This window comes from Anabaena sp. AL09 (assembly GCF_001672255.1).
Classification (GTDB): Bacteria; Cyanobacteriota; Cyanobacteriia; order Cyanobacteriales; family Nostocaceae; genus Dolichospermum; species Dolichospermum lemmermannii.
This window is the reverse complement of the sequence record NZ_LJOQ01000103.1, coordinates 1-25,299: the sequence shown is the minus strand read 5'-3', so window position 1 is coordinate 25,299 and position 25,299 is coordinate 1. Positions and strand designations below refer to the sequence as shown.

Sequence of the window (25,299 nt, the reverse complement as noted above, 5' to 3'; positions counted from 1 at the left end):
GAAGAAGACTGGTTTGGTGAAGGCGTTAAATTGGTGTTGAAGGGTAATTTAACGAGTTGTCATTCACCAGAAGCTTTATATAAAACCTCTCCACTAGGAGAGAGGCTTTAAACTCTTTAAATTCTCAAGTTTTTTTCCTGTTCCCTCTCCTCTTAGGAGAGGGTTAGGGAGAGGTAGAGTTTTAGTATTAACTAATGTGAATTTTTCAGAATAATCAATGCAACTCCCTACCATGAGATGATAAAAAGTGCAATTACTAATCAGTAGGCTAAGTGAAGCTACCCTGATTCTGATAGTACAGCCAATTATGATTCAAGGCAAGACCTTATCAATAAAAATTACTTATAGTAAATCAGGTTATTGACATTCCTGTTTGCTTGATATTTCCGTGAAGCGGAAATCACTATCTCCTCCCGTCAAGTATTTGTAAATACTGATTTTCATCCACAGCAAAGGAGAAAATAAACACTTACTAAAACCGTTTTTTTTTTTGACATAAGAAAAAATTATATCAGTTAAAATATGTAAATTGAGTTGACATTTCAGCCGAATAATATGAGAATTACTTTTGTGTTCTAGAAGCACAATCGTAATAAAAATGTCATAAAATAGATATTTATGGCGCAAAATAGATGTTTAAGCAGATAATTAACAAATTAAATGCCAAAATCCTCAATTGAAACGGAAATCCAGAAATTATGGAACTTGACACAGGGTGATTCACAAATATGTGTAGCTATACTCGACGGATTGGTTGATCAATCTCATGATTGCTTAAATGCAGCAAATTTAACAAGATTGCCAACACTTATTCAGGGAGAAGCTACTGCTAATGGATCTATGTCTGGACATGGAACTCATGTAGCAAGCATCATATTTGGTCAACATAATTCCTCAGAATTACGGGGAATTGCTCCCCAATGTCGAGGGTTAATAGTCCCTATTTTTGGTGACAATAATAGAAAACTTTCTCAACTAGACCTATCTCGTGCCATAGAACAAGCCGTCAATGCTGGAGCGCATATTATCAATGTCAGTGCTGGACAACTCACTGATAATGGTGAAGCAGAAGGCTGGTTAGATAGGGCTGTGCAACTATGCAAAGATCACAATGTTTTAATTGTGGCTGCTGCTGGTAATGATGGTTGCGAATGTTTGCACGTTCCTGCATCTTTACCCACCGTATTAGCAGTAGGGGCAATGAATGACCAAGGTAAACCCATAGACTTTAGTAACTGGGGGGAAAAATATCAAAACCAAGGCATTCTTGCACCGGGAGAACACATTTTAGGGGCAAAACCGGGGGGAGGGACACAAAAACTCAGTGGTACTAGCTTTGCTACTCCCATTGTCTCCGGTGTCGCTGCTTTACTCCTAAGTCTGCAAGTTCAACGTGGTGAAAAACCCGACCCCGCTAAGGTGAGAGCGGTTTTATTAGAAACTGCTATACCTTGCACAGATAAGGATACAGACGATATTAGTCGCTGTTTATTAGGTAAATTAAATATTTCTGGTGCATTGGCATATTTTACAGGAGGAACAATGTCCGAAGAATTAGATACAGTAGAAACCGTTGACAGTATTGAAGCTGCTGGTTGCGGTTGTGCAGAGATTACAAATAGTGCTGAACCAGAACCCAGCCCGGAAGAATTTATACCCCCTGAATTTTTCCCAGTAGTTCCTGCTGTGACAACTTCCGCACCTTTAACAAATTCATCCAATTCTCAATTTACTACCATGTCAAATCGTACATCTAATTACATTACTGCTAGTCAAGCACCCAGCGATCTCGCTGAAGTTAACTTAGTGTATGCTTTAGGTACACTGGGTTACGATTTTGGTTCAGAAGCCAGAAGAGACTCTTTTAAACAATTAATGCCAGGGGTACAAATAGACGGAACAGCGATTCCCGCTAACCCTTATGATGCGCGGCAGATGGTAGATTATTTAGGAGATAATCTTTCTGAGGCTAAGTCCTTAATTTGGACATTGAATTTAGAATTAACTCCTGTCTATGCAATTGAACCAGGTGGGGCTTTTGCCAGAGATGTTTATGCTATTTTACAACAATTATTATCAGGACAAATTCAAGCAGAAGACAGCGAGAATTATGTAGAGAGAGTCAGTATTCCCGGTATTTTATCAGGACGCAGTGTGAAACTATTTTCTGGTCAAGTTGTACCTGTAATTGAAGTTCCCAACATTCGCGGAATGTATGGTTGGAAGGTGAATACTTTAGTTCAAGCTGCTATTCAGACAGTGCAAGCACAAGCTTCAGAAGCACAAGAAGAGTCTATTCGTCGGACTTTGGGTAGTTTCCTCAGCCGTATTTATTATGATTTACGGAATTTAGGGACAACTTCCCAAGATAGGGCGTTGAATTTTGCCTCTACGAATGCTTTTCAAGCGGCTTCTACCTTTGCGGAAGCTGTGGCTACAGGTATGGAGTTGGATAGTATTACTGTAGAGAAAAGTCCTTTCTGTCGTTTAGATAGCGATTGTTGGGATGTAAAATTGAAGTTCTTTGATCCTGAAAATAGCCGTCGTGCGAAGAAGCTATTCCGGTTTACAATTGATGTGAGTGATATTATTCCTGTTACTTTGGGCGAAGTCCGTTCTTGGTCTACTCCTTATTAATAGTGGTAGGTTAGGTTAAGCAACAGCGCAACCCAACAAAGTCTTTTATCTCGTTTATCTCGTTCCCAGTCTCTGACTGGGAATGCGGTTACAGAGGCTCTGACTCTGCTTTAATAGAAGGCAGAGCCTTCTAGAATTCATTCCCATACGGAGTATGGGAACGAGAAAATCATGTTGAGTTTTTTAATGTTGGGTAACATACGTCAACCCAACCTACAATCTAAAATTGATTATGAGATTACCCAAACTTTCCCCTCCGGTAAAAAGACCAGATATTATTTATCCTCATCGGTCTGTTGATGTCATTCATGGTAGAGTCGAGGACTTAGTTAGCATTCGTATGGACTTATTACATGGTGCTAATTATAATGACCCCGCTGCATTTCAAAATCGTAGTTATCAGCAAATTAAATCTTCTTGCAGTTGTGTAATTTAGGAGTTATCAAAATTATGAGTAAACAAAAGAAAACTCCCGCAAATTCGAGTCAACCAGAACCCAAACAAACAGCAGAAATTGAACGTAAATTATTATCTACTGGTTTAGAAGATTACGGCTTTTGGTCACAAGAAATGGCTAAACAAAAAGCCCAACAAACTGAACCTGATAAACCTTTTCGTCGTGGTCGTATTTGGTGTTAATTTTCAGATCCCCGACTTCTTAAAGAAGTCGGGGATCTAATTTTTTAAACTAAAGAGTCCCAAAACCTTTTTTCTTTTTCTCCTTCTTTTTCTTGGCTGGTGGTGCGCCGCCAGGATAGCCACGCCAGCCTGCGGCGGGACGATTACCACCTGCTGCTAAGGGATTTCCACCGCCAAACATTCCTCCCATACCGGGAATACCACCTTGTCCCATTTGCTGCATGAGCGATCGCATTTTTTGGAAGTCCGCTACCAGTTTGCTTACATCCGCTTCTCTATAACCAGAACCAGATGCTATCCTTCTTCGGCGACTGGGAGAACTTGATAATAAATCTGGATCACGGCGTTCTTTGCCCGTCATGGAATTGATCATAGCTTCACAGCGTTTTAGCTGGGTTTCTCCCTGCTTCAACTGATCCTCAGAAAGCTTGTTCATGCCCGGAATCATCTTCATAATTCCGCCCAAAGAACCCATGTTTTTCAACAACCGCATTTGCTTGAGAAAGTCAGTAAAATCAAATTTTGCTGACAGGATTTTCTCCTGCATTTGCTCTGCATCTGCCAAATCTATCTCTTCTTGGGCTTTTTCTACTAAAGTAAGAACATCCCCCATGCCCAAAATCCGCGAAGCCATGCGGTCAGGATAAAACGGTTGTAGAGCCTCGACTTTTTCTCCCACACCCACAAATTTAATCGGCGCACCGGAAATTTGCCGCACTGACAACGCCGCACCACCTCGGCTATCCCCATCCATTTTGGTCAGGATTGCCCCAGTAATGCCGATTTGGTCATGGAAGGTGCGCGTGAGATTTGCCGCCTCTTGCCCGGTCATTGCATCCACAACTAACAGGGTTTCATCGGGCTGGACTACTTCTTTGATGCGGGCTAATTCCGCCATCATATCTTCGTCAATTTGCAAGCGTCCGGCAGTATCAATAATTACTGTATTTATGCCTTCGGCTCTGGCACGTTCCACACCTTGACGGGCTATTTCTACGGGGTCTGCTGCAATTCCCAGTTCAAATACGGGGACATCAATTTGCTTACCAAGGGTAATTAATTGGTCAATAGCTGCGGGACGATAGATGTCTGTAGCCACTAATAAGCAACTACGGTCTTGTTTGCGTAAATGCAAGGCTAATTTAGCGGTGGCTGTGGTTTTACCGGTTCCTTGCAAACCAGCCATTAACACAACGGTGGTTTTCCCCGCAACTTCTGCGAGGGGAACATTTTCTTCCCCCATCACCTGCACTAATTCATCATAAACAATTTTGATGAATTGTTGGTCAGGACGTACACCAGCGATAACTTCAGCCCCCTGGGCCTTGGTTTCGACTTCGCTAATAAAATCTTTGACTACCTGGAGGTTAACATCTGCTTCCAACAAAGCCCGACGCACTTCCCGCAAAGCGTCTTGTATATTGGATTGGGAGATTTTATCCTGTCCTCGCAGTTTTTTCCAGGCGGATTCTAAACGGTCAGATAGTGCATCAAACATAATTCAGTTGTCAGTTGTTAGTTGTTAGTTGTCAGTAGGGGCGAAGCATTTGGAAGATAAATTATCGGTCATTGCCAAAAATAGTTCTCCAAATGCTTCGCCCGTACAGTNNNNGGGCGAAGCATTTGGAAGATAAATTATCGGTCATTGCCAAAAATAGTTCTCCAAATGCTTCGCCCGTACAGTTGTTAGTTGTCAGTTGTTAAGAACAGATTACCAATGACTAATGACAAATGACAAATCATTAAATAGGTTTGATGACAACAACACCATAAGCATCTGGGGAAAGATAATCTTTTGCAGCTTGGATTAAATCAGTTGCTGTCTGTGCTTGAATATATTGGGGATAATTAAAAGCTGGTTCTAAATCACCAATTAATGACTGATAATAACCATACAACCCAGCGCGATCACTTGGTGTTTCATTCCCAAATATAAACCGATTGGCTACACGTTGTTGAACACGGGCAATTTCTGATTCTTTGACAAATTCTGTTTGTAATGTGCGAAGATGTTGAATAATCCCTGCTTCGACAACCGCTAAATTTTCGACATCACATTTAGCAGAAATCGAAAACACACCTTGCAATAAATTACTCATATTACTCACAGAAATTGAAGATACTAATCCCCGTTCTTCCCGTAAATCTCGCACTAATCTAGATGTTCTCCCATGTCCTAAAATTCCTGCTAAAACATCAAGTGCATAAGTTTCATCTAATTCCATCAATCCAGGTACTCGCCACATCATTACTAATCTGGCTTGTTGAAGAGTTTCATCAACAACTTCCCTGCGGACTATTTCTGTAAATGCAGGTTCAGGAATTGCTGCTATTGATGTTAGTTTGTTGGTTGTTTGTTGATAATTTTTACTAAATTCTTCGGCGATAATTTCTACTAATTCTTCTACTGGTAAATTACCCACAGCTACTGCTGTAATTGACTGAGGTTGATACCAATGAGCATGAAAATCTCGCATTTGTTGCGGTTTAACTTGAGCAACAACTGCTTCTGGTCCAAGCACGGGACGACGATAGGGTAAGGAATCAAAAGCGGTTTCCATGACATGACGAGAAATTCGCCGTCGGGGGTTATCCTCAGAACGTCTAATTTCTTCCAAAACTACTAAACGTTCTCGTTCAAAAGCATCATCAGGAATACTAGGATTACAAACAACATCTATTTGTAAAGGTGCTAATTCGGCAAAATCTTTAGGGGCAGTTGTGGTATAATAGTGAGTATAATCTTGGCTGGTGGCAGCATTAGTGACAGCACCGCGCTCTTCAATCCGGCGCTCAAATTCACCACTAATTAACTTCTGTGTACCCTTAAAAATCATGTGTTCTAAAAAGTGAGCCATGCCATTAATCGCATCTGACTCCATTGCTGAACCGGTTTTGACCCATAAATTGAGATTAACCGCGTCTATTGGCATTTGTTCGGCGATAATGGTTAAACCATTTGGCATATGGTGCAGAGTAGGTGCGTTAAGACGCGGAAAATTTAGCAGAGTTGATGTCATTGCTTGTGGTGAGTGAAGAGCTATGTTATTTCTTCTATCTTACAACTTTCTTGATGGTGTAAACCTTGTCATTTTTAAACTGTTAGTATTTATCAAGATATGTTAGCTGTAGCCTAACTCTCCATAATTGTCTTATTAATTATTTAAGTAGGTAAACAGGAAAATTTAAAGGTATGTAACGGTATGTAAAGTTATCTCAACGCGAGATTATGATTGAGTTTCAGCCATTTTACAAAACGCAATAAATGTCGCTTTTATTATGTAAACCTACTTATATTCACTCAGTTATAAGAAATAATATCAAATTATTGTAAATCATTAACACGAGCAAATTCAGCATAAAATTCAGCATAACTAAAACTTCGCTGACTGACTTTTTTAATCATTTCTATTGCTTCTGAAATCTGTAAATTATGAGCAAGGTAAGGAAGAATATAAAAAAGAGCAAAAGCAGTATATTCTTCATCAAATTTACAAGATTGCGTCACCAATTTTATGGCTTCTTGATCACCAGTTTTTGCCAATTTAAACAGAAGTAATAATTTCTTAAGTTCTTTAGTTCGATGTTCTCTTAAATCCTTTCTATTAAGATCTAATATTTCTTGAACAACCTTTCCACGTCCATCTTTTCCAACAACACTAGCTAATTGAGTTTCTTTATCCCAATAAAATTCAAGATATTCATATATATCACAATCTTCATCAGTTGGATCAATTAATAATTGAGTACCATCACAATCAAGAGGAAATTTACTTCCTTTATTTTGGCGATTATTACAAACTTCACAAGAATAAAGAAAGTTATTCCAATCAAAAGTTAAATTAACATATTGAGATTTAGGTCTAAAATGCTCAATTCTTCCTGCTGAAAGTTCAACCTTCCGTTCACAAAAAGCACATTTACCAGAAAACATATCATATAGTGGTTGCTTTACAGGATTTATCCCATTTCTTATACCTGGATTGTATTTATTTTGAGCTTTGTCTACTTTTTTCTTTGCTGCTTCAATTTCTTTTTTGATTGGTTTAGGACTATTCTCTATTTTTTCAAGATCGATAATAGCTTCTTGAAGTTCTTTTAACCATGTATTAGCCTTTTGTTTGAGAATATCTGGTGTGCTTGTTCTTGTAACTGGGATCATTACAAATTTTCCTCTAAAAATTTATTAATTTTATCCTCTAAACTACCCGGTTCTGGTTTACCTCCAATGGGTTGAAATTCTTTCATAAATTGTCTTAATTTTTCATATTCCTCAATTTCTTCTCCTTGTAAATTATTTCTATTACTTGTCAGATAATCATAACGATCTATTTTCTCTTGTGTAGCTGGAGAATGAGTAGAAACTAAACCAAAAGCAGGACTTCTTAAAATATAATCAACATCATAAGCTGCAATATTCTCAACTGGCTCAATTTGGACTTCTCCATTAATCATTTTTACAGTTAAAGTAAGTGCATCATCGCCAGCACCAGCAGCAACAAAAGGACTATGAGTAGCTACAAAAAATTGTAGGTGAGGAAAAACGGTTCTTAGCTTTTTAGCAATCAATCTTTGCCAAACTGGATGTAAATGAATATCTAATTCATCTATTAAGACAATACCTGATGCTTTACGAGGATCTTCAAGATGAGAAAATGTTTGCAATAAACGCCAAATTAAATCTCCAACTAAAGCAATAATACTGCGAAAACCATCTGATAATTGAGTAATAGGAATTAACTGATTTTCTAAGGAAAAAAGAATAATTCCATCATTTGTAACTTGATCAAAGTTAATATTTCCAGGTAAAAGTTCGATAATAGATTCTTTTCCTAATTTCATCATGTGTTTAGATTTAGAATCATCAGGATTTTTAGCAATACGATAATCTAAAAAAACCATCCATTCTTGAAAAGTTTTCAAACTATCATTTTCTTCAAACTGTGTCCTAAAATTACTTTCACGATCTGCTCTTTTAAGTTCTCTTAAGTTCACTGGATTTCCTTCAGTCCGAGAAAGCCGACGAAAAGGACCATAACCAGCAGCAAACCACCCTTGAGAATCTAAAGTAAACGCATTTGTTCTTAACCATTCAAGAGTTTTTGAATTTTTGGGATTTAGTGTATTTGCTGGATAATTTTCTCCACCAATTCGGGTATTTTTATTACCTATGACAACGTAAGAATAATCATAAGAGAATTTGTTCCTACCTTTATCTTTATCTACCATCATTCCTTCATCGTCATTATTTTTTTGTATTTTCGCTGTTAATTGACCATATTCCGAATTATTCCTTACCCAATTTTGAGGAGATAACATAAGTTTTTTAGCCCCATCTGAACCAGCTAAAAGTAAGGCAATTGCTTGAAGTAATGTACTTTTTCCTACTCCATTTTCACCTAATAATGTAATCCACTTGTAGGGATTATTTTTATTGTGGAATAGTATTGTTTCTTCTCGAAACCCTTTGATATTTTTTATCTCAACGCTTTTGAGCCACATGATAGTATATCTCTCTGAAGAAATATTAGGTTTAATCAATTCTTTAAAAGAATTTAATTATAAAACATATTGGGTAGTTTAGCTCAAAATTCTAGCTAAAAAGATCGCTTCCCAAATGCACATTCCACTCTACTACTCTAGCTGAGTCTGCTAACATTCCATCTCGAACACGAGGGCTAGAATTGACAATTTTTAAAGCCTCGTCAACATTGTCTGCTTTTATCACCCACAATCCTGTGCCATCATGAGGGACAAAAGGTCCACAACAAAGCAAAATTCCCTTTTCATATTGTTCCTTAAACCATACCAGTTGATCTTGATCATGCTCTGGATGTTCTTTTTTATATTGGTAGTATTCGGGAACAGTTGCTACAATCACAGCAAAAATTTTAGCCATAATTATTTGTAATTAAAAAAAATTAAACCATAAATGGCAGTATATCCTACTTTTGCATTTTTATTAAGTAGGGTATTGCGTTTTGTAAAATGGCTGAAACTCAATCAGAATATCGCATTGAGACAACTTTACATACCGTTACATACCTTTAAATTTTCCTGTTCACATACTTACTGCGACTATTAAATAACTTAAAAATGTTTATTTAATTAAGCTATTTGAGATTGAATTTACATAATTGGGTTGGGATAAATGCCCAACCCATAAAATAATAAATGTAGATATAGGAATCATATTTAATATTTGAAAAAAGTTTAAGTAATGTAGGGTGGGTATTGACCACCCTACCTATATTTCAAAAATCAAATATTAATTCTATATGTCTCTACACTACTTATTTATTCATTATGAAAATACTGAAGCACTGATTTGTTGTGCTGGGGAAGGGGAAGATGATAAGAATTTCTCGACTAACAATTGCTGGAAAATGTTGACATCATTTTGCCAATTAGCAATTATTTGTTGTAAGTCTTGTATTCTTTCCGCAACGGTATTTCCGGTGAGAGGATAATTCAAGTTACCAGAAAATAAAATAGCTGGTGTTACCTGTTCCCCAGCCTGGACATTTACTTGATTAATAGCTAAATTCAGAACTCCCCGTTTTAAGGGATAACTTAACTCTAATCCAGCATTGACTTTACTTCCTCCAAATTCCTGCCAAGAACCAGGTGATAAAAGATTACTGCATATATATTGATAAGCATCGGCTTCTGATGTAAAACCGACAACTGCTTTGGGGTTAATTCCTACTGCTTGATACTCTACTTGGGATAATTTTTCAACCAATTGTAGTGCAACTGTGGCGAGTTGAATTTCTGCCGGTGTTTTTCCTCCTATCATCTCTAACACATTCAGTCGGTTAGGTTGAACAATGATTCCCACACCGTTTTTATAAACCAACTGAACTAAATTATTATTGTAAACTGGTTGATTTGCTAGTTCCCAGTCTGAAGGAATAATCCCTGTATATTTGACGAAATCTGGGTTGAGAACTGCGGGATTGAGATTTTTCGCTACGAGAGAAATTGCTATTTCTGTGAGTTGTAAACTATTACTCATACACTTCTGGTTATGGCTGAATTGATTAACAGTATAAACACTGTCTAACCTAGTATAAGTGAAAAGTAACGTATTTGTAATTATTTATCTAAATAATCAGTAATCAACCTGAGTATACGGTGCTTATACTTAACAATTGTCCAGATTCTCTACTTCTTGGAGAAGTAGGGAATCTAACTTTTAGCTTTAGAGATTGATTTATTGTAAACTAATAATTAGTAATATTAAGAATTATGACAAATCCTACTCACACAAAAAATCAATCCCGCATTATCGTCATCGGTGCGGGTATAGGTGGACTTACAGCCGGGGCATTATTAGCCCATAGAGGTTATAACGTCCTTATTCTCGACCAAGCCATAGTTCCCGGTGGTTGCGCTTCCACATTCAAACGTCAGGGATTTACTTTTGATGTTGGTGCGACGCAAGTAGCAGGTTTAGAACCTGGGGGAATTCATCACCGCATTTTCTCAGAATTAAATATAGAATTACCCGCAGCTACACCTTGCGACCCAGCCTGTGCTGTATATCTTCCCGGAGAGTCCACACCCATTAATGTCTGGCGTGATCCTCAAAAATGGCAAGCAGAACGCCAAAAACAGTTTCCGGGAAGTGAACCTTTTTGGCAATTATTAACCACTTTATTTAATGCTAGTTGGGAATTTCAAGGACGTGATCCTGTTTTACCACCCCGGAATTTATGGGATTTGGGACAATTAATCAAAGCAGTGCGTCCGAGTACATTTATAACTGCACCTTTCACCTTATTTACTGTTGGTGATGCTTTGCGATTATGTGGTTTAGGAAATGATCAAAGACTGCGGACATTTTTAGATTTACAACTCAAGTTATATTCTCAAGTTAGTGCGGAAGAAACGGCTTTACTTTATGCAGCAACGGCTTTGAGTGTATCCCAATTACCCCAAGGGTTATTTCATCTCCAAGGAAGTATGCAAGTATTGAGCGATCGCTTGGTAGAATCTTTAGAACGAGATAGTGGTAAACTATTGATGCGCCACACGGTCGAAAAAATCGAAGTTGAAAATAACCAAGCAAAAGCTGTAAGTATTAAAAATCAGAAAACAGGGGAAACTTGGACAGAATCAGCAGATCATATCATTGGTAATGTCACCGTTCAGAACTTAGTCCAATTATTAGGAGAAAATGCGCCATCTGGATATAAACAAAGAGTAGAAAAACTCCCACCAGCTTCCGGTGCATTTGTGATTTATTTAGGTGTAGATAAAAGTGCAATTCCTCCTAATTGTCCACCGCATTTACAATTTTTATATGATGTAAAAAAACCCATTGGGGAAAATAATTCCTTATTTGTATCTGTAAGTCATGAAGGAGACGGCCGCGCACCATTAGGAAAAGCCACAATTATCGCTTCTTCCTTTGTTGATTTTACGACCTGGTGGGAAACTCAAAATTATGAAGAGTTAAAACAAAAATTCACTCAAGAAGCAATATCTCGACTTTCTGAATATTTCTATTTAAAGCCAGAAACTATCATTTATGTAGAAGCAGCCACACCTCGCACCTTTGCTCATTATACAGGTAGAGAAAGGGGAATTGTCGGCGGTATTGGTCAAAGAATTCCTACCTTTGGACCCTTTGGTTTTGCTAATCGGACTCCCATTAATAATTTGTGGTTAGTTGGTGATTCTACTCATCCTGGAGAGGGAACTGCGGGGGTGAGTTATTCGGCTTTGACGGTAGTTAGACAAATTCAAGCTCAAGGGTAGAATTCTTTTTTATCATGCAGAGGCGCGGAGAACACAGAGAATTATTTTTCAGCTAGTTTAGCAGTAATGAATTTACCAATACTATGGTAGTATTAGATATATTACCCGTAGAAAAATAAACTATGGTAACGACAGCAATATAAGGATTCCTCACTTTGCGCCTTTGCGTGAGGCTATACTCAAAACGGCTTGATTGTTTGATTCTAAAGGTAGGGGTTTAGCACTGCTAAACCCCTACACATCTGGGTTCTTTGTCATTTGGCAAAAGTTTAAATCTCACCCGTGTTTAGTATAATTCATACTTAAAATTAGCAAAATTATCCATTAATTAGGACTTCCTGAAGGCTGAGATTCTGGAACTGCTGGTGTTAGTTCAGGTGTAGATTCCACAGACGGACTAGGAGGGGATTTGGGAATCATAAGTTGCCGCCAAGTCCTAATTTGTTCTTGAGCATCAGTATAAGCACCACTACCACGAGGAATTAACTTGGCTGTATCAATAGCTTTGGCGACATCCACTTCACTTTGAGAGCGTGCCATTTGCAACAACTGCTGACTCCATTGGTCAATAGCAATATTCACATCTAAACGTAAAGTGTTGCGACTAGACACCCGATTTGCCAACTGAATAGCTTCAACCAAAGCTTCTGGTGTGCCAGTAACTGCTACTTGCTTGGCCTTTTGCCAACTGTCTTTAGCGCGAATTTGGTCTTGCCAAGTATCTATAGATGATTGGGCTTCACCAGATAAAGCGCGTCCTGAAGAGGCGATTTTTTGGGCTTCACTAATAGCCGTTGTTAAATTACCACTGTCGGCTAATGCCTTGGCTTGATCTAAATATGGTTGATCTTGAATGCGCTCAATTTTAGCTGTCCATAGCCTCATCTTTTTTCTGGCTTCTGGATATAATGCTCGTCCAGAACGAACTTGATTAAGTTCAGCGATCGCTGTTTGCAATGAGTTAACATCCTCACCGATGGCTATTTGTTCTGCCCGATCTAAATATGGTCTATCTTCAATCGTTTCCACTTGTCCACGCCAACGGCCAATTTCTTGACGGGCTTCTGTACCACGGGGATTATTCCCAGGAATTAGCTGTACTTCCGAAATAGCTGCTGTTAAATCATTAATAGTGCCTTGACTAGCTAGATTCCGGGCTTTTTCTAACCGAGAAACATCTTCAATTTCTAATTGCCAACGCGCAATTAATTGTTGTGCCTCATTATAAACATCCCTAGAAGCATCTATTTGTTGAGCTTGAGAAATAGCAGTTTCTAACCCAGCCGCAGTCCCAATAAAAGCACTTCTTTGGGCTTCACCCAAAACCATAAAATCATCAACTTCCGCTTGTAATTCAGGAATAGGCGGAATTTGTCGGGCAATTTCCAATGCTGCATCCGCATTTCGCTCTTTCATCTTTGCTTGTGCGAGTGTGAGCATTTTTCGAGCAAATCCTGATATTAACTCTTTGGCTTTTTGATATAAATAACTTTCTGGTTTAATCGCCTCAGCTAGTTTAATAGCTTTGAGTAAATTATCTAAATTGCGACTCTTTGCTAAATCTTCTGCTTTGTAAAGTTTATCCCCATCTTCCCGCGCTGTAACAATAATGTTATTTAATTGATCATATTTAGTGCTTGCCCAGTATTTATTATTCACCCGCAGTAATCTAGCTGTGAGCATAAAAGCCGATTGCCAATGTCGTTGACGCAATTCCTTTTCGGCTTCTTGGTAAATTCCTTCAGCCTTTGACCAAATCGTTTGCCATTTTTGAATTTGTTCTTCAACCAGTTCACTAACCTTGACATCAGGAGGAATTTTTCGGGCTGTAGCGATCGCTTCCTCCAAATTCCCTCCTTGGAAACTCTGATCAGCTAATTTTAAAATATCCCGTGACCATTCCTCCAAAAGACGATTAATTTCGCCTCGTAGTGGGTGATTTTCTGGTAATTGCTTGACGAGAGTAATCGCTTGCAGCAAATCATTAATAGTTTGCTTAGAAGCCGCCAACTGAGCGCAGTGTACCCTCACTGACGCACTAGCCAAAGGCCAGAAAATCTGTGGACAATTAGGGGCAGATGGTAACTTAAACAGGATGGATAGAGCGAGAAAACCCATACTTCCAGGAATTAAAGTTAATACTGCTGCCCAAACTACCCAATTTTTAGTCCAACGGGGCAATTTCTCAATTAAAACACTGAGATTAAAAGTAGATTCTGAATTATCATTTATCGCCAAACCTGTGCCATCTGGCTTTTTGCTTTTCTTCATGGACTGAGAATTAGCACCAATTGCAGCGGTATCAGCAGTTTGATTATTTGATATATAGTTGGGTTGAAACCCAATTGGTTCTCCTGCTTGGTCCGAAGACCAATTATCTGGAATATCCCGCTCTGTCATTGCTCACACCACACTAATTGAATAGCGATATGAAAGTAGGTAGATCAATATAGATAATTTTATGTTTGCTATCCTAACTTTCCCATCTAGAAAAACCCATCCAAGAAATTCATCACCCTCATCAATAACATTACTGTTTTTTGGTTTGAGTGTGACTAGTTACATTAACCAGAAATTGCAGATTCTCTTTGCAAATCTCCAATTAACTGGGTTAAATCATCACTACTTGCTTGATAAATATTACCGCAAAACTCACAAGTTGCTTCTGCACCATTATCTTTCACAATCATGTCTTGTAGTTCCGCTTCTCCCAATATTTTCAGCGCCCCTAGCACCCGATCAAAAGAGCAGCCACAATGAAAGCGTAACATCTGAGTTTCCGGAAATATGTTCAATCCCATATCTCCTAACAAATCGTTAAAAATTTCTGTCAGTGTTTTACCTGCTTGCAGTAATGGCGTAAACCCGGATAAAGCCGAAACCCGTGATTCTAATGTAGCCACTAACTCCTCATCCCTCGCAGCTTTCGGCAACACCTGTATCAATATTCCTCCGGCAGCCGTCACACCCTGTTCTCCCACAAACACACCCAAAACTAAAGCGGAAGGAGTTTGTTCAGAACTTGCTAAATAGTGAGCAACATCGTCACCTATTTCCCCAGAAACAAGTTCTACCGTACTAGAGTAAGGAAAGCCATGGCCAATATCGCGGACTACATAAAGAAAACCTGTACCCACTGCCCCCCCAACATCTAGTTTACCCTGATCATTGGGAGGCAATTCCACAGAGGGATTACCAACATAGCCCCTAACAGTGCCATCTAAGCCCGCATCTGCCAATATACCACCTAAAAGACCATTGCCCTTAACTCGCACATTTACCCTAGAACCGACCCGTTTCATACTGGAAGCCATCAACAAACCAGCCGCCATACTTCTTCCCAAAGCTGCTGTAGCCACATAAGATAATTTATGGCGTTGTCTAGCCTCTTCTGTTAACCGGGTGGTAATCACGCCTACAGCCTTAATACCACCATCCGCCGCAGTCGCACGAATCAATTGATCTGCCATGAAAAACCTTACAATTCTTTACAAGATGACTTTTATATTCTAAGTTGTTTCGGTCAGGAGTCAGGAGTCAGGAGTCAGGAGTCAGGAGTCAGGAGTCAGGAGTCAGGAGTCAGGAGTCAGGAGTCAGGAGTCAGGAGGAAGAAAGAAGGAAGGAAGAAGGAAGGAAGAAGGAAGGAAGAAGGAAGGAAGAAGGAAGGAAGGAAGAAGGAAATTACCCAATTACCAATTACCAATTACCAATTACCAATTACCAATTACCAATTACCAATTACCAATTACCAATTACCAATTACTATGCTAGGTACATTTCAACAAAGCCAAATCCGTATTGAAATCGCAGCATCAGCCAATGCCATTCATGACAGTATTTTGCATCCTGCACAACTAAAAAAATGGCTATTGGGGCAAAGTTTCCCCCCAGAAATGCCCACAGAATTACCGTCAGGATTTGAATTTACTACTCACACAGGGCCGATATCCATTCATCATCGAGTAGACGTAGTAAAACCCAATTGTCTGCGCTTACTACTGAGTGGAGGCATTGACGGCTTTCACGAATGGTACTGGGGAGAAGGCTGGATACAATCCCGATTAGAAGGCATATCCATCCTACCCCTAAACTTAGGACAAACCCTGAGCTTGGTCAGCTTACGCCAATTCTTAACCACAACCAAGTAATTCTTCTATTCTTTGCGCCTTTGCTCCTTTGCGACTTTGCGCGAAACCACTAATTAAAAATTCCAGATACCCATAAAAGCACTCCCCCCGTCGCCGAAACACACATAATTCCTGTTAACCCCGCGAGGGGTTTTTTATTGATACCTGTCACCCATGCAGAAACTTTATCTGTATAGGTGATTAATCCTGCTGTATCTATAGTAGCGATCGCCCATACCCAACCAGCATGAAGTCCCCAAGCTATCCCTAAATTATGCCCATCAGCTAATCTGGCTAATACCAATACCATACCCATGAGCCATAATCCAGGCAGTTGAGGAAGAGTTTCTGTTTGTTCCCAGACCAAATGTAAGACAGCAAAAATCAAGCTAGAAATAATTGCAGCTAACCAAATTGAATAATTCTGTTCTAATTGAGTGAATATAAAGCCCCGAAATACCAGTTCTTCGATTCCCCCCACAAACAAAGCCACTAGGGAAATTGTCAATAAACTAGATGGTATTAACTTGAGATGAGATTTTTCTAAATAGCACCAACCAGCGCGAATTTGCCCAAGAAATACGATAGCTAGACTGAAAACACCCAAGCTAAAGCCTAGTAATAAAGAAGCGAAAATAGAAACTTCCCCTACTAATCCATAATCAGGGAAAGAACCTAATTTCAACCATTGAAATCCCCACAGAATGAGAGGAACTAATAAATAGAGAGATACCAATAAAGGAATTTTTTGCTCAGGTTGTAAAGATTTGTGTATTTGCCAATTTAAGGTAATGGCTAAAATTGCTACTAATGGCAACCAGCAACCTATCCAAACAATAAAAAAAGCCACGACCAAAAATACTGGTGTATCTTTAAGAAACTCCAGCAAAGGATTGGCCGATAACTCTAAAAATGACAGCGCAATAGACATAAAAAACATGACTAACTTCCTGCAACAACAGATTTCTTGATTATTCATCAAGACTCTACTAGAATTTGTGACTAATGGAAGAGGCCAAAACGTTTTTTATGTCTTATGCCACTGAAATTATTTAACTACAGCTACTAATTAGCGGTAGCTTTAGGGATAAATTTTTCAGCATTAACGGAAAAACTAGCCCTGATAGGTGAAAAAATTTATTCTTCTGCGGCTGATTCATCAGTTGATTTATCATTATCATCATCTGACGGGGTTAATTGTTTATCACTTTCACCAAGTTGAATCAAGTGAATATGTTTGTAACCTAGTCTAATTTCAAATTCATCACCGGGCTTTAGGTTCATCGCTTTGGTGTAAGTTGCACCAATCACAATTTGACCATTTTGATGAACACTAACCCGGTATGTCGGTTCGCGGCCACGTCCATCTTTTGGTTCTTCTGGGCTGAGGGGAATGCCTCTAGCTGACAATAAAGCATCATAGAAGTCTGTTAAATTAACCCGAACTTGGCTATTTTTAGTAACGGTGTAATAACCACATTGCTTTGCTCTTTCCCGACGTGGTAAAGTGGAAAGTTCTTTAACTTTCGCTAGTAATGTTTTTCCAGTTAATGGGGCAGTTGCGGTTTCAGGCATTATGTTCTAATTTTCCTTAATCTCTTCAAATTGATAGCGTAGCATGGCGTTAGCCATTTAAAAATTTTCTTGTGAGTCCAGTATTGAGCAATCAGCGCAACTGGACTTCAGAAATAAACAAAACATGAGGGTGGTGGGTGAATTCCTGCTGATATGGAAGCAACGAATGACTCTATCATAGTTATCTATAATAGGTTTCTAAGTCATAGTTACCACAAACATTTATTTCAGTAATTTTACTGCGCTTTTAACCATCATTGTCCATCAGAAATTAAATTATTTTCTCTTTGGGCGCTGTTGTATCGGTGTAACTTCAAGCCACCTTTACAAATCAGGTTAGTTCTACTCCAAAAAAGTCGTAGAGCCAATAAATTACAGGTTTTTCACCTTCACTGCCAATCTTACTTGCTTTTGAGTTATCGGCTTGCACCTAATTCTCTTCTTTAGCTGAAGATAGCATAGTATTTGTATGTGGTCTAACGAACATACACCCTTTTATTCTGCCAGTAGAGACATGAATTTTCCAGTCTCTACATTACGAGTAAACTTAGAAGTGTTAGCCGTGCTTATGCGGTTATTGTCTCTAATTTTGTTAGTTCGTAATTTTCTATTAAATACTAGCATGAAATAATAATAGCAAAATATTTTTTGAATTTAAAATTCATATTTCGGTTAAATTTTGATCTCACGCGCTGGAGTTGAGGAGGTAAAATGCAGTAGAGATTTTCCCAAGGCTTCATACTGTCAGGAGGAGAATGTCAAGACTTTTATGAAAGTTAATCTAATTCCGACTAGCTTTCTTGGAGTGAATCAGTTAAATTATAGAGTTTCTATGGCTTCGCTACGCCAGCTATCAGTGACTAGAAACAAAAACCGGGGTGGAAAATCCCCATTATTGATCACCGTCAGATTCAAAGCTCTCGTCAGATTATCTACGTCTGTCTAGGGGAAGAATAAATTTACCACATCTATGGGGTATTTGATAGCCATGAGGAAAGATGTTCACTTGCTTTAACACTTCTATATATTTAAAGATGTAGAATTTTGATAACTAGGGCTTGACGAAAGAAGTATTAAGTGTAAAGGATTAAGGGTGAAGGCTGCGGTCAAGTCAAGCATAAGAGAAAACGTCTGTTTATACTTCATGCTTTGGACTTCATCCCTCCCTAGCTTCATGATTTTGAGGTGGGTAAGGCATAGAGAAGATTTGAACCCAAGATTTGGATTGATAATAATGGAAGTTATTTTTAAGATTACTCGACAACAAGAAAATTCTCACCCTGTTTTCAAATCCTACGTTTTGGAGGTAGAACCAGGGAATACTATCCTGGATTGTCTCAATCAGATTAAGTGGGAACAAGATGGAACTTTAGCATTTCGCAAAAATTGCCGCAATACAATTTGTGGTAGTTGTGCTGTGCGGATTAATGGGCGTTCTGCTTTGGCTTGTAAGGAAAATGTGGGGAGTGAACTGGCTAGACTGGAGAAAATATCATCATTTGCAAATCAGTCTCAGGCTACTCCAGAAATTACAGTTGCACCTTTGGGGAATATGCCTGTAATTAAAGATTTGGTTGTGGATATGAATGGTTTTTGGAATAATTTGCAGAAAGTTGCCCCTTATGTAAGTACAGCAAGTAGACAAGTTCCCGAAAGAGAGTTCTTACAAACGCCTCAAGAGCGATCGCTTCTTGATCAAACAGGCAATTGTATTATGTGTGGGGCTTGTTATTCTGAATGTAATGCTCTGGAAGTCAATCCTGACTTTGTTGGTCCCCATGCCTTAGCTAAAGCCTATCGCATGGTGGCAGATTCCCGCGATAGTAATACAGAAGAACGATTGGAAAACTATAGCGCAGGAACTCAAGGAGTTTGGGGTTGTACTCGTTGTCTATATTGTGATTCCGTTTGTCCCATGGAAGTTGCCCCATTGGAGCAAATCACTAAAATTAAACAGGAAATTCTGGAACGCAAAGAAGCGAGTGATAGTCGAGCAATTCGTCACCGTAAAGTTTTAGTAGATTTAGTCAAACAAGGTGGTTGGATTGATGAACGTCAATTTGGGATTCAAGTAGTTGGTAATTATTTCCGCGATTTACAAGGATTACTTAGTCTTGCACCTTTGGGTTTACGAATGCTAGTCAGGGGTAAATTTCCCCTTTCCTTTGAACCATCTGAGGGTACTGAGGAAGTGCGATCGCTCATCGAATCTGTACAAAATACTGATTAGTCAGTTGTCAGTTGTCAGTTGTCAGTTCCTTCTTCCTTCTTCCTTCTTCCTCCTGATAGCGAAGCGTGGCGTTAGCCATACTCCTGATAGCGAAGCGTGGCGTTAGCCATACTCCTACTTTGTAATTTTCCCCATATAATTCCCCCAAAGTTGTGCCGCTTGGGCGCTGCTGCCAGATGTAGGGGAATTATTATCATTTCCTAGCCAAATGCCGGTGACAAGTTGACGACTGGGAATAAAACCAATGAACCAGAGATCAACATTATTATTCGTTGTCCCGGTTTTACCTGCTTCCCCTAAACCAATAGCGGCGCTACGACCTGTACCATTAGTAATTACTCCCCGCATCAAAGTAGTCATTTGATTGGCAACTTCTTTTTTGATAACTCGTTTGTTACCATTTGGATCGGTATCGAAAGAGTAAATTACCCGACAGGTTTGTAGATCTTTAAGATCCTTACAATCACTACTGTCTCGAATTTTACTAATAGCATGAGGAGGATTCCACACTCCACGATTGCTAATTGCTCCAAATGCCCCGGTCATTTCTAAAACATTAACGACACTTTGACCTAATATCAAGCCTGGAACTGCCTCCAGATCAGATTTCACACCCAACCGCTGCGCCATATCTACTACTTTATTCAAGCCAATTTCTTTTGCTACCCGCAAAGCAATGGGGTTTTCTGAAAGTGCCAAGCCAGTTGCTATATCTAAACTACCACCAGCGCCAGACCGGCAGGGTCTATAAGTAAAACCTTGCCAAGTTAAAGGACTACAAGAATAACTTCTATATGGGGAAATCCCTTTTTCCATGGCCGCAGTGTAAGCAAAAATTTTAAACGTAGAACCTGGCTGACGTTGGGCTTGCACAGTGCGATTGAACTGGCTTTTTCTGTAATCAGTCCCTCCTACCATTGCGACAATACTCCCCGTTTTCGCGTTGAGAGTCACCATTCCCCCTTGGGAAAAACCAAAATTCGAGCCGTCTTTGGTGATGGAATTTTTTAACTCTGTTTCCGCTTTGGCTTGGATAGCTGGATCAAGTTGGGTTTCAATGATATAGTTACCTTCTCTTGCTGCTGCAGGACCTAGTCTTAATGTCAGTTCTTGAAAGACGTAATCATAAAAATAGGGCGCAATGGTTTTGGCTTGTCTTTCACAAACTTTAGGGTTAATTTGGACGGTAGAACGACGGGCGCGGTTGGCTTCTTCTTGAGTGATTTTACCCATTTCCAGCAGTCGCTTAATGACTCGATTCCGATAATCGGCTGCTCCGAGTTTCCGCGGACCACTGCCACAAAAATCAAAGGCATTGGGAGCAGGTAAAATCCCTACTAAGGTTGCTGCTTCGGCCAGAGTTAATTCTTTGGCTGATTTGTTGAAATAATATTTAGCTGCATCTTCAAAACCGGAAGTATCTGCGCCTAAAAAGACTCGATTTAAGTAAGTTAGTAAAATATCATCTTTGCTGTAAAAAGTTTCTAACTTGAGGGAGACGACAGCTTCTTTTACTTTCCGTCCTAAAGAGTCTTGACTACCTACATATTCACGGAATAAACTCCGAGCTACTTGCTGGGTAACTGTACTTGCTCCCTGTTGGACATCGCCGCTACGACTGTTAATCAGTACGGCTCGCAACACACCCAAGGGATCTACCCCAAAGTGCCAATAATAACGACTGTCCTCGGAAGCTACAACAGCAGAGGCCAAATATGGTCCAAAGTCAGATATTTTTTTCAGGTCTGTGTGAGCGATATTTCGCGGCTCACGCAGTGGGGTTGAGCCATCACGGGCATAAACAACCACAGGGGCTTTAGTCGCTGTAGGTAAGGGTCTGACAGAAAATTTCATCCATTCTACACCTATGGACAAGGCAATCAAAACTGTAACACCACCGATCCCATAGGCTGTCCAAGTAGCAGCTTTCACATACCAATCTGGTGGGTCTATGTATTGCACAGTCACAGAAGCAGCTAGTTGAGGGGGTCCCAAGGTAATAACATCACCATGACGCAGTTCTAGAGCATTTATCCGCCTTTTGCCCAGATAAATACCGTTGGTGGAGTTTTCATCCTTGATCGTGAAAGCGGGAGTGTTTTGGGTGGAATCCCGCGAGAGTGAGAGGTGAATTGCGCTGACAACTTGGTTACGGACGACGAAATCACAAGATTTAGAACTACGTCCGAGAATATGGCGATCGCCTAACAGATTATGTTCTTCCCTTGTATTTGCCCCTGCATCATGCACTAACAGTTTTGGTACTTTAGCGTTGGGTTTGAGCTTTATGGAAGAACTTACTCTAGCTTGAATGGTACTTACTGCTTGAGTCACTTGACCAAGTAGAGTTTTTGGTTTTTGAGGAGGTTGGGGGGAACTCATAAAAAATTTTAATTACTTGGTGTTTGTTGCCATGAAGCAATTAACAGACAGACAATGCCAATACTAATAAAAGAATCAGCCAAATTAAATACGGCAAAATTAATTAATCGAAAATCGAGAAAATCAACGACGTACCCTAAGGCAAATCTATCAATACCATTGCCCATTGCTCCTCCTAAAATCAAACCATAACCCAATTGCTCCCAAAAACTTAACAATGGTCCTGATAATGCAATGGTCATTAATACTAAACTTACACCTAAAGATAGCCACCGTAACCACTCTACCTTGCCACTTAATAAACTAAAAGCTGCACCTGTATTAGTAACATAGGTGAAATGAAATATCCCCCGGAGTAAGGGCAGTGTTTGTCCTGGGTTAAAGGTTTGCACTACCCAGTATTTTGTCAATTGGTCTAATAAAAATGCGATCAAAGCAGCAATCCAAAAAAAGCGATTTTTTATCCGCATAATAAATTTGTGAGTTGTTCTTTGTCAGTTGTTCTTTGTCAGTTGTTCTTTGTTAGTTGTTTTTCTTTACCACTGACAACTGACAACTGACAACTGACCACTGACTACTGACTAATAAAACATTATATGTCGTAGCAGATAAGCTACTATGGTGACAGCACAAACAACTACTAGTTGTCCTGGTAGTGCAAAGCAGGAGTATTTGAGGATAGCTTGAATTAGGGATAAATTTTCTGTTCCTTTCCAAGGCAGAATATAACTAATAATTAAATAAGCAATACCGCAGATGTGAACAGTGAATAAGCCACAAAAACAACTAAAAGCCAGAGTTTCTAGCCGAGGTCTAGCTTTAAAGGCTAAATAACCACAAATCCAAGCTCCGGGAATAAAACCCAACAAATAGCCAAACTGAGATAGCTTAACATAACCGATACCGCCGCCTTCGGCAAATACTGGCAGTAAGGTTAATCCCATGACTAAATAGGCAATTTGCGAGAGCGCACCAGCATTTTGACCTCCTAAACAGCCTACCAACAGCACTGCACCAATTTGATAGCTGACACCTAATGAAAAGGTCCCAATTCCGTGCTGACTCCAGTTCCAAGGTGCGGTAATACCATAGGCTTCTAGAAAAGTACCACCCATTGTGAGGAGCAAGCCTATCATAGACCATAGCAGTTGATTTGACGCAGCAAACATTTATTAGGTGCAAGGGTTAATTAACGGTAGACGAAAAGCTAAAAATTACAACTACAAAACTATATTGGCATTTTTCTGATAAACAATAAGGTGTATCTCTAGAGTAACCTCGCGTGGCACAATACGCTTCTAGCGGAAAAATCCGCTGGGAATCAAAGCTTCTGTGAGCGTTAGCGAAACGGTTGAGGAAATAGAAACTTTTTGCCCAAGAAAATAGATAAAATATAATCCTACACTAATCCTATTCGGTACAGTGTAGGATTATGCTAACTTTTAACCAACAGAAATTATCTGTGGTTGAGTTGCTACCTTTTTCATAGCTGTGAAAACTTCTTGTCTAGCCCATTTATCAGCATTTAAAATGTCATCTAAAGAGGGATTTTGTGTGTTATCATTTTGATGGCGATCGCAGACAGATTCAATACAGCGAGCAATATCCAAATAGTGAATTTTCTCTTCTAAAAATAACGCCACAGCTTGTTCATTAGCCGCATTCAACACTGCCGGCATAGAACCACCAGCCTTACCCGCAGCATAAGCCAAACCCATACAAGGATATTTGTGATGATCTGGTTCACGGAAAGTTAAATCACCAGATTTAACTAAATTCAATCTTTCCCAATTAGTGTAAATTCGCTCCGGCCAAGATAAAGCATAAAGCAAAGGTAAACGCATATCTGGCCAACCAAGTTGAGCTAAAACAGACGTATCTTGTAATTCTATTAACGAGTGAATAATACTTTGAGGATGAATGACAATTTCGATGTTATCGTAATCTACTCCAAATAAATAATGAGCTTCAATTACTTCTAAACCCTTATTCATCAAAGTTGCCGAATCTACCGTGATTTTTCGCCCCATTGACCAGTTAGGATGTTTAATAGCATCAGCAACTTTCACCTCTGGTAATTTTTCCACAGGCCAATCTCGAAAAGCACCACCAGAAGCAGTAAGTAATATCTTCCGTAAACCATCTTTAGGAACACCTTGCAAACATTGAAAAATAGCAGAATGTTCGGAATCTGCTGGTAATAGTTTCACCCCGTGTTTTTTCACCAAAGGTAACACCACAGGAGCGCCCGCAATGATAGTTTCTTTATTGGCTAAAGCAATATCTTTCCCCGCTTCAATAGCTGCAATGGTCGGTAATAAGCCAGCACAACCAACAATACCAGTAACTACTGTTTGAGAATCGCCATAACGAGCAACTTCTATGACTCCCGCTTCCCCAGCCAGTAAAATGGGCTGAGGATTTAAGTCTTTAATGGCTTCTTTGAGTTCCGGTAACTTTTCAGCAGCAGAAATGGCGGCAATTTGGGGACGAAACTGGCGAATTTGCGCCGCGAATAGCTCCACATTCCGTCCAGCGGACAATCCAACGATGCGGAATTTATCGGGGTGTTCAGAGACGATATCTAAGGTTTGCGTCCCAATTGAGCCAGTAGAACCCAGTAAAGTAATAGCTTTCACAATTTTTTAAGCATTAACAGATAATTTCAACTATAAATGGCTTGGGACTCGTTGATAAGAGCAATTCCGACAATCAATTAACTCCAATCAAAACTTTTGCTATTTTGGCCATAAATGCGTAACATTACATGAACTACCCCATCTTACTTCGTTGAAGATGGGGTTTCTACATCCCCATCAGTAAGTTGAGATTTTTGACGTTTCTTTTGACCGAGTTGCTTCATACTTCCAGCATTCTTGCGTTTGCTGGTATTTGAAGTAGAGCTAGAATCATCCACGTCTAAGAGGCTAGTTCCTAACCCCT

At 39.4% G+C, this 25,299-nt stretch carries 20 protein-coding genes and 1 pseudogene; 6 read left to right on the top strand and 15 right to left on the bottom strand.

Annotation, left to right across the window (positions count from 1 at the left end; all coding sequences use genetic code 11):
- Window positions 1-660: 660 nt before the first annotated feature.
- The 3 genes from AN490_RS21020 to AN490_RS21010 all read left to right on the top strand — a co-directional run bounded on the left by AN490_RS21020 (window position 661) and on the right by AN490_RS21010 (window position 3,276).
- On the top strand, window positions 661-2,637 hold the full coding sequence (locus tag AN490_RS21020; RefSeq protein WP_300006745.1) for a PatA/PatG family cyanobactin maturation protease: 1,977 nt from the start codon (window positions 661-663) through the stop codon (window positions 2,635-2,637).
- Window positions 2,638-2,869: 232 nt separating this feature from the next.
- Window positions 2,870-3,073 (top strand): cyanobactin biosynthesis system PatB/AcyB/McaB family protein, encoded by a 204-nt coding sequence (locus AN490_RS21015; protein ID WP_015081394.1) that lies wholly within the window; start codon window positions 2,870-2,872, stop codon window positions 3,071-3,073.
- A gap of 14 nt (window positions 3,074-3,087) precedes the next feature.
- Window positions 3,088-3,276, top strand: coding sequence for a cyanobactin biosynthesis PatC/TenC/TruC family protein (locus AN490_RS21010; RefSeq protein ID WP_300006744.1), 189 nt, complete (start codon window positions 3,088-3,090; stop codon window positions 3,274-3,276).
- A 49-nt stretch (window positions 3,277-3,325) separates the two neighbouring features.
- Here AN490_RS21010 and ffh read toward each other — a convergent pair whose 3' ends face one another.
- From ffh to AN490_RS20980, 6 genes are all read right to left on the bottom strand, one after another.
- Window positions 3,326-4,774, bottom strand: coding sequence for a signal recognition particle protein (ffh, locus tag AN490_RS21005; protein WP_300006743.1), 1,449 nt, complete (start codon window positions 4,772-4,774; stop codon window positions 3,326-3,328).
- Between the two features lie 244 nt (window positions 4,775-5,018).
- Window positions 5,019-6,296, bottom strand: a complete 1,278-nt coding sequence (locus tag AN490_RS21000; protein WP_300006742.1) for a pitrilysin family protein — start codon at window positions 6,294-6,296, stop codon at window positions 5,019-5,021.
- A 305-nt stretch (window positions 6,297-6,601) separates the two neighbouring features.
- Window positions 6,602-7,438: a retron system putative HNH endonuclease gene (locus AN490_RS20995; protein ID WP_300006741.1), complete on the bottom strand. Its 837-nt coding sequence runs from the start codon at window positions 7,436-7,438 to the stop codon at window positions 6,602-6,604.
- Window positions 7,438-8,817 (bottom strand): AAA family ATPase, encoded by a 1,380-nt coding sequence (locus tag AN490_RS20990; protein ID WP_300006740.1) that lies wholly within the window; start codon window positions 8,815-8,817, stop codon window positions 7,438-7,440. Before AN490_RS20990 ends, AN490_RS20995 begins: the two co-directional genes overlap by 1 nt.
- A gap of 52 nt (window positions 8,818-8,869) precedes the next feature.
- The gene (locus tag AN490_RS20985; protein WP_300006739.1) at window positions 8,870-9,175 is read right to left on the bottom strand and encodes a YciI family protein; all 306 of its coding nucleotides are present in this window, start codon (window positions 9,173-9,175) and stop codon (window positions 8,870-8,872) included.
- Window positions 9,176-9,580: 405 nt separating this feature from the next.
- The gene (locus AN490_RS20980) at window positions 9,581-10,294 is read right to left on the bottom strand and encodes a hypothetical protein (RefSeq protein ID WP_300006738.1); all 714 of its coding nucleotides are present in this window, start codon (window positions 10,292-10,294) and stop codon (window positions 9,581-9,583) included.
- Window positions 10,295-10,527: 233 nt separating this feature from the next.
- On the opposite strand from AN490_RS20980, the gene crtD reads away from it, so the two are divergent.
- The gene (gene crtD / locus AN490_RS20975; RefSeq protein WP_300006737.1) at window positions 10,528-12,042 is read left to right on the top strand and encodes a C-3',4' desaturase CrtD; all 1,515 of its coding nucleotides are present in this window, start codon (window positions 10,528-10,530) and stop codon (window positions 12,040-12,042) included.
- A gap of 324 nt (window positions 12,043-12,366) precedes the next feature.
- Here the strand turns inward: crtD and AN490_RS20970 are convergent, their stop codons facing one another.
- Together AN490_RS20970 and hslO are read right to left on the bottom strand one after the other, a co-directional pair.
- The gene (locus AN490_RS20970; protein WP_300006736.1) at window positions 12,367-14,442 is read right to left on the bottom strand and encodes a chromosome segregation ATPase; all 2,076 of its coding nucleotides are present in this window, start codon (window positions 14,440-14,442) and stop codon (window positions 12,367-12,369) included.
- Window positions 14,443-14,606: 164 nt separating this feature from the next.
- Window positions 14,607-15,512 (bottom strand): Hsp33 family molecular chaperone HslO, encoded by a 906-nt coding sequence (gene hslO, locus AN490_RS20965; protein ID WP_300006735.1) that lies wholly within the window; start codon window positions 15,510-15,512, stop codon window positions 14,607-14,609.
- Window positions 15,513-15,806: 294 nt separating this feature from the next.
- Between hslO and AN490_RS20960 the strand changes: the two genes are divergently transcribed.
- Window positions 15,807-16,190 (top strand): hypothetical protein, encoded by a 384-nt coding sequence (locus AN490_RS20960; protein WP_168652819.1) that lies wholly within the window; start codon window positions 15,807-15,809, stop codon window positions 16,188-16,190.
- Between the two features lie 49 nt (window positions 16,191-16,239).
- Here the strand turns inward: AN490_RS20960 and AN490_RS20955 are convergent, their stop codons facing one another.
- Window positions 16,240-17,109 (bottom strand): type II CAAX endopeptidase family protein, encoded by an 870-nt coding sequence (locus AN490_RS20955; protein ID WP_300006734.1) that lies wholly within the window; start codon window positions 17,107-17,109, stop codon window positions 16,240-16,242.
- Window positions 17,110-17,306: 197 nt separating this feature from the next.
- A complete protein-coding gene (locus AN490_RS20950; RefSeq protein ID WP_300006733.1) occupies window positions 17,307-17,744 on the bottom strand; it encodes an AbrB family transcriptional regulator in 438 nt (145 codons plus the stop codon).
- 1,234 nt (window positions 17,745-18,978) lie between these two features.
- Here AN490_RS20950 and AN490_RS20945 point away from each other — a divergent pair.
- Entirely contained in the window at window positions 18,979-19,974 is a 996-nt protein-coding gene (locus AN490_RS20945) for a succinate dehydrogenase/fumarate reductase iron-sulfur subunit (RefSeq protein ID WP_300006732.1), read from the top strand.
- 114 nt (window positions 19,975-20,088) lie between these two features.
- On the opposite strand, the gene AN490_RS20940 is transcribed toward AN490_RS20945, so the two are convergent.
- The 5 genes and pseudogenes from AN490_RS20940 to AN490_RS20920 all read right to left on the bottom strand — a co-directional run.
- Window positions 20,089-22,356 (bottom strand): transglycosylase domain-containing protein, encoded by a 2,268-nt coding sequence (locus AN490_RS20940; protein WP_300006731.1) that lies wholly within the window; start codon window positions 22,354-22,356, stop codon window positions 20,089-20,091.
- Between the two features lie 8 nt (window positions 22,357-22,364).
- Window positions 22,365-22,826: a signal peptidase II gene (gene lspA / locus AN490_RS20935; protein WP_015078141.1), complete on the bottom strand. Its 462-nt coding sequence runs from the start codon at window positions 22,824-22,826 to the stop codon at window positions 22,365-22,367.
- A 111-nt stretch (window positions 22,827-22,937) separates the two neighbouring features.
- Window positions 22,938-23,525 (bottom strand): biotin transporter BioY, encoded by a 588-nt coding sequence (locus tag AN490_RS20930; RefSeq protein WP_015078140.1) that lies wholly within the window; start codon window positions 23,523-23,525, stop codon window positions 22,938-22,940.
- A gap of 273 nt (window positions 23,526-23,798) precedes the next feature.
- Complete coding sequence (locus tag AN490_RS20925) at window positions 23,799-24,995, bottom strand: 1-deoxy-D-xylulose-5-phosphate reductoisomerase (protein WP_300006730.1); 1,197 nt, start codon at window positions 24,993-24,995, stop codon at window positions 23,799-23,801.
- A 143-nt stretch (window positions 24,996-25,138) separates the two neighbouring features.
- Window positions 25,139-25,299, bottom strand: a pseudogene (locus tag AN490_RS20920) (RNA-guided endonuclease TnpB family protein); the annotation flags it as partial.

Bases quoted from the DNA above. Each gene is read 5' to 3' on its own strand.
- AN490_RS21020 (WP_300006745.1), top strand. From the start codon at position 661: ATGCCAAAATCCTCAATTGAAACGGAAATCCAGAAATTATGGAACTTG.
- AN490_RS21015 (WP_015081394.1), top strand. From the start codon at position 2,870: ATGAGATTACCCAAACTTTCCCCTCCGGTAAAAAGACCAGATATTATT.
- AN490_RS21010 (WP_300006744.1), top strand. From the start codon at position 3,088: ATGAGTAAACAAAAGAAAACTCCCGCAAATTCGAGTCAACCAGAACCC.
- ffh (WP_300006743.1), bottom strand. From the start codon at position 4,774: ATGTTTGATGCACTATCTGACCGTTTAGAATCCGCCTGGAAAAAACTG.
- AN490_RS21000 (WP_300006742.1), bottom strand. From the start codon at position 6,296: ATGACATCAACTCTGCTAAATTTTCCGCGTCTTAACGCACCTACTCTG.
- AN490_RS20995 (WP_300006741.1), bottom strand. From the start codon at position 7,438: ATGATCCCAGTTACAAGAACAAGCACACCAGATATTCTCAAACAAAAG.
- AN490_RS20985 (WP_300006739.1), bottom strand. From the start codon at position 9,175: ATGGCTAAAATTTTTGCTGTGATTGTAGCAACTGTTCCCGAATACTAC.
- AN490_RS20980 (WP_300006738.1), bottom strand. From the start codon at position 10,294: ATGAGTAATAGTTTACAACTCACAGAAATAGCAATTTCTCTCGTAGCG.
- crtD (WP_300006737.1), top strand. From the start codon at position 10,528: ATGACAAATCCTACTCACACAAAAAATCAATCCCGCATTATCGTCATC.
- AN490_RS20970 (WP_300006736.1), bottom strand. From the start codon at position 14,442: ATGACAGAGCGGGATATTCCAGATAATTGGTCTTCGGACCAAGCAGGA.
- hslO (WP_300006735.1), bottom strand. From the start codon at position 15,512: ATGGCAGATCAATTGATTCGTGCGACTGCGGCGGATGGTGGTATTAAG.
- AN490_RS20960 (WP_168652819.1), top strand. From the start codon at position 15,807: ATGCTAGGTACATTTCAACAAAGCCAAATCCGTATTGAAATCGCAGCA.
- AN490_RS20955 (WP_300006734.1), bottom strand. From the start codon at position 17,109: ATGTTTTTTATGTCTATTGCGCTGTCATTTTTAGAGTTATCGGCCAAT.
- AN490_RS20950 (WP_300006733.1), bottom strand. From the start codon at position 17,744: ATGCCTGAAACCGCAACTGCCCCATTAACTGGAAAAACATTACTAGCG.
- AN490_RS20945 (WP_300006732.1), top strand. From the start codon at position 18,979: ATGGAAGTTATTTTTAAGATTACTCGACAACAAGAAAATTCTCACCCT.
- AN490_RS20940 (WP_300006731.1), bottom strand. From the start codon at position 22,356: ATGAGTTCCCCCCAACCTCCTCAAAAACCAAAAACTCTACTTGGTCAA.
- lspA (WP_015078141.1), bottom strand. From the start codon at position 22,826: ATGCGGATAAAAAATCGCTTTTTTTGGATTGCTGCTTTGATCGCATTT.
- AN490_RS20930 (WP_015078140.1), bottom strand. From the start codon at position 23,525: ATGTTTGCTGCGTCAAATCAACTGCTATGGTCTATGATAGGCTTGCTC.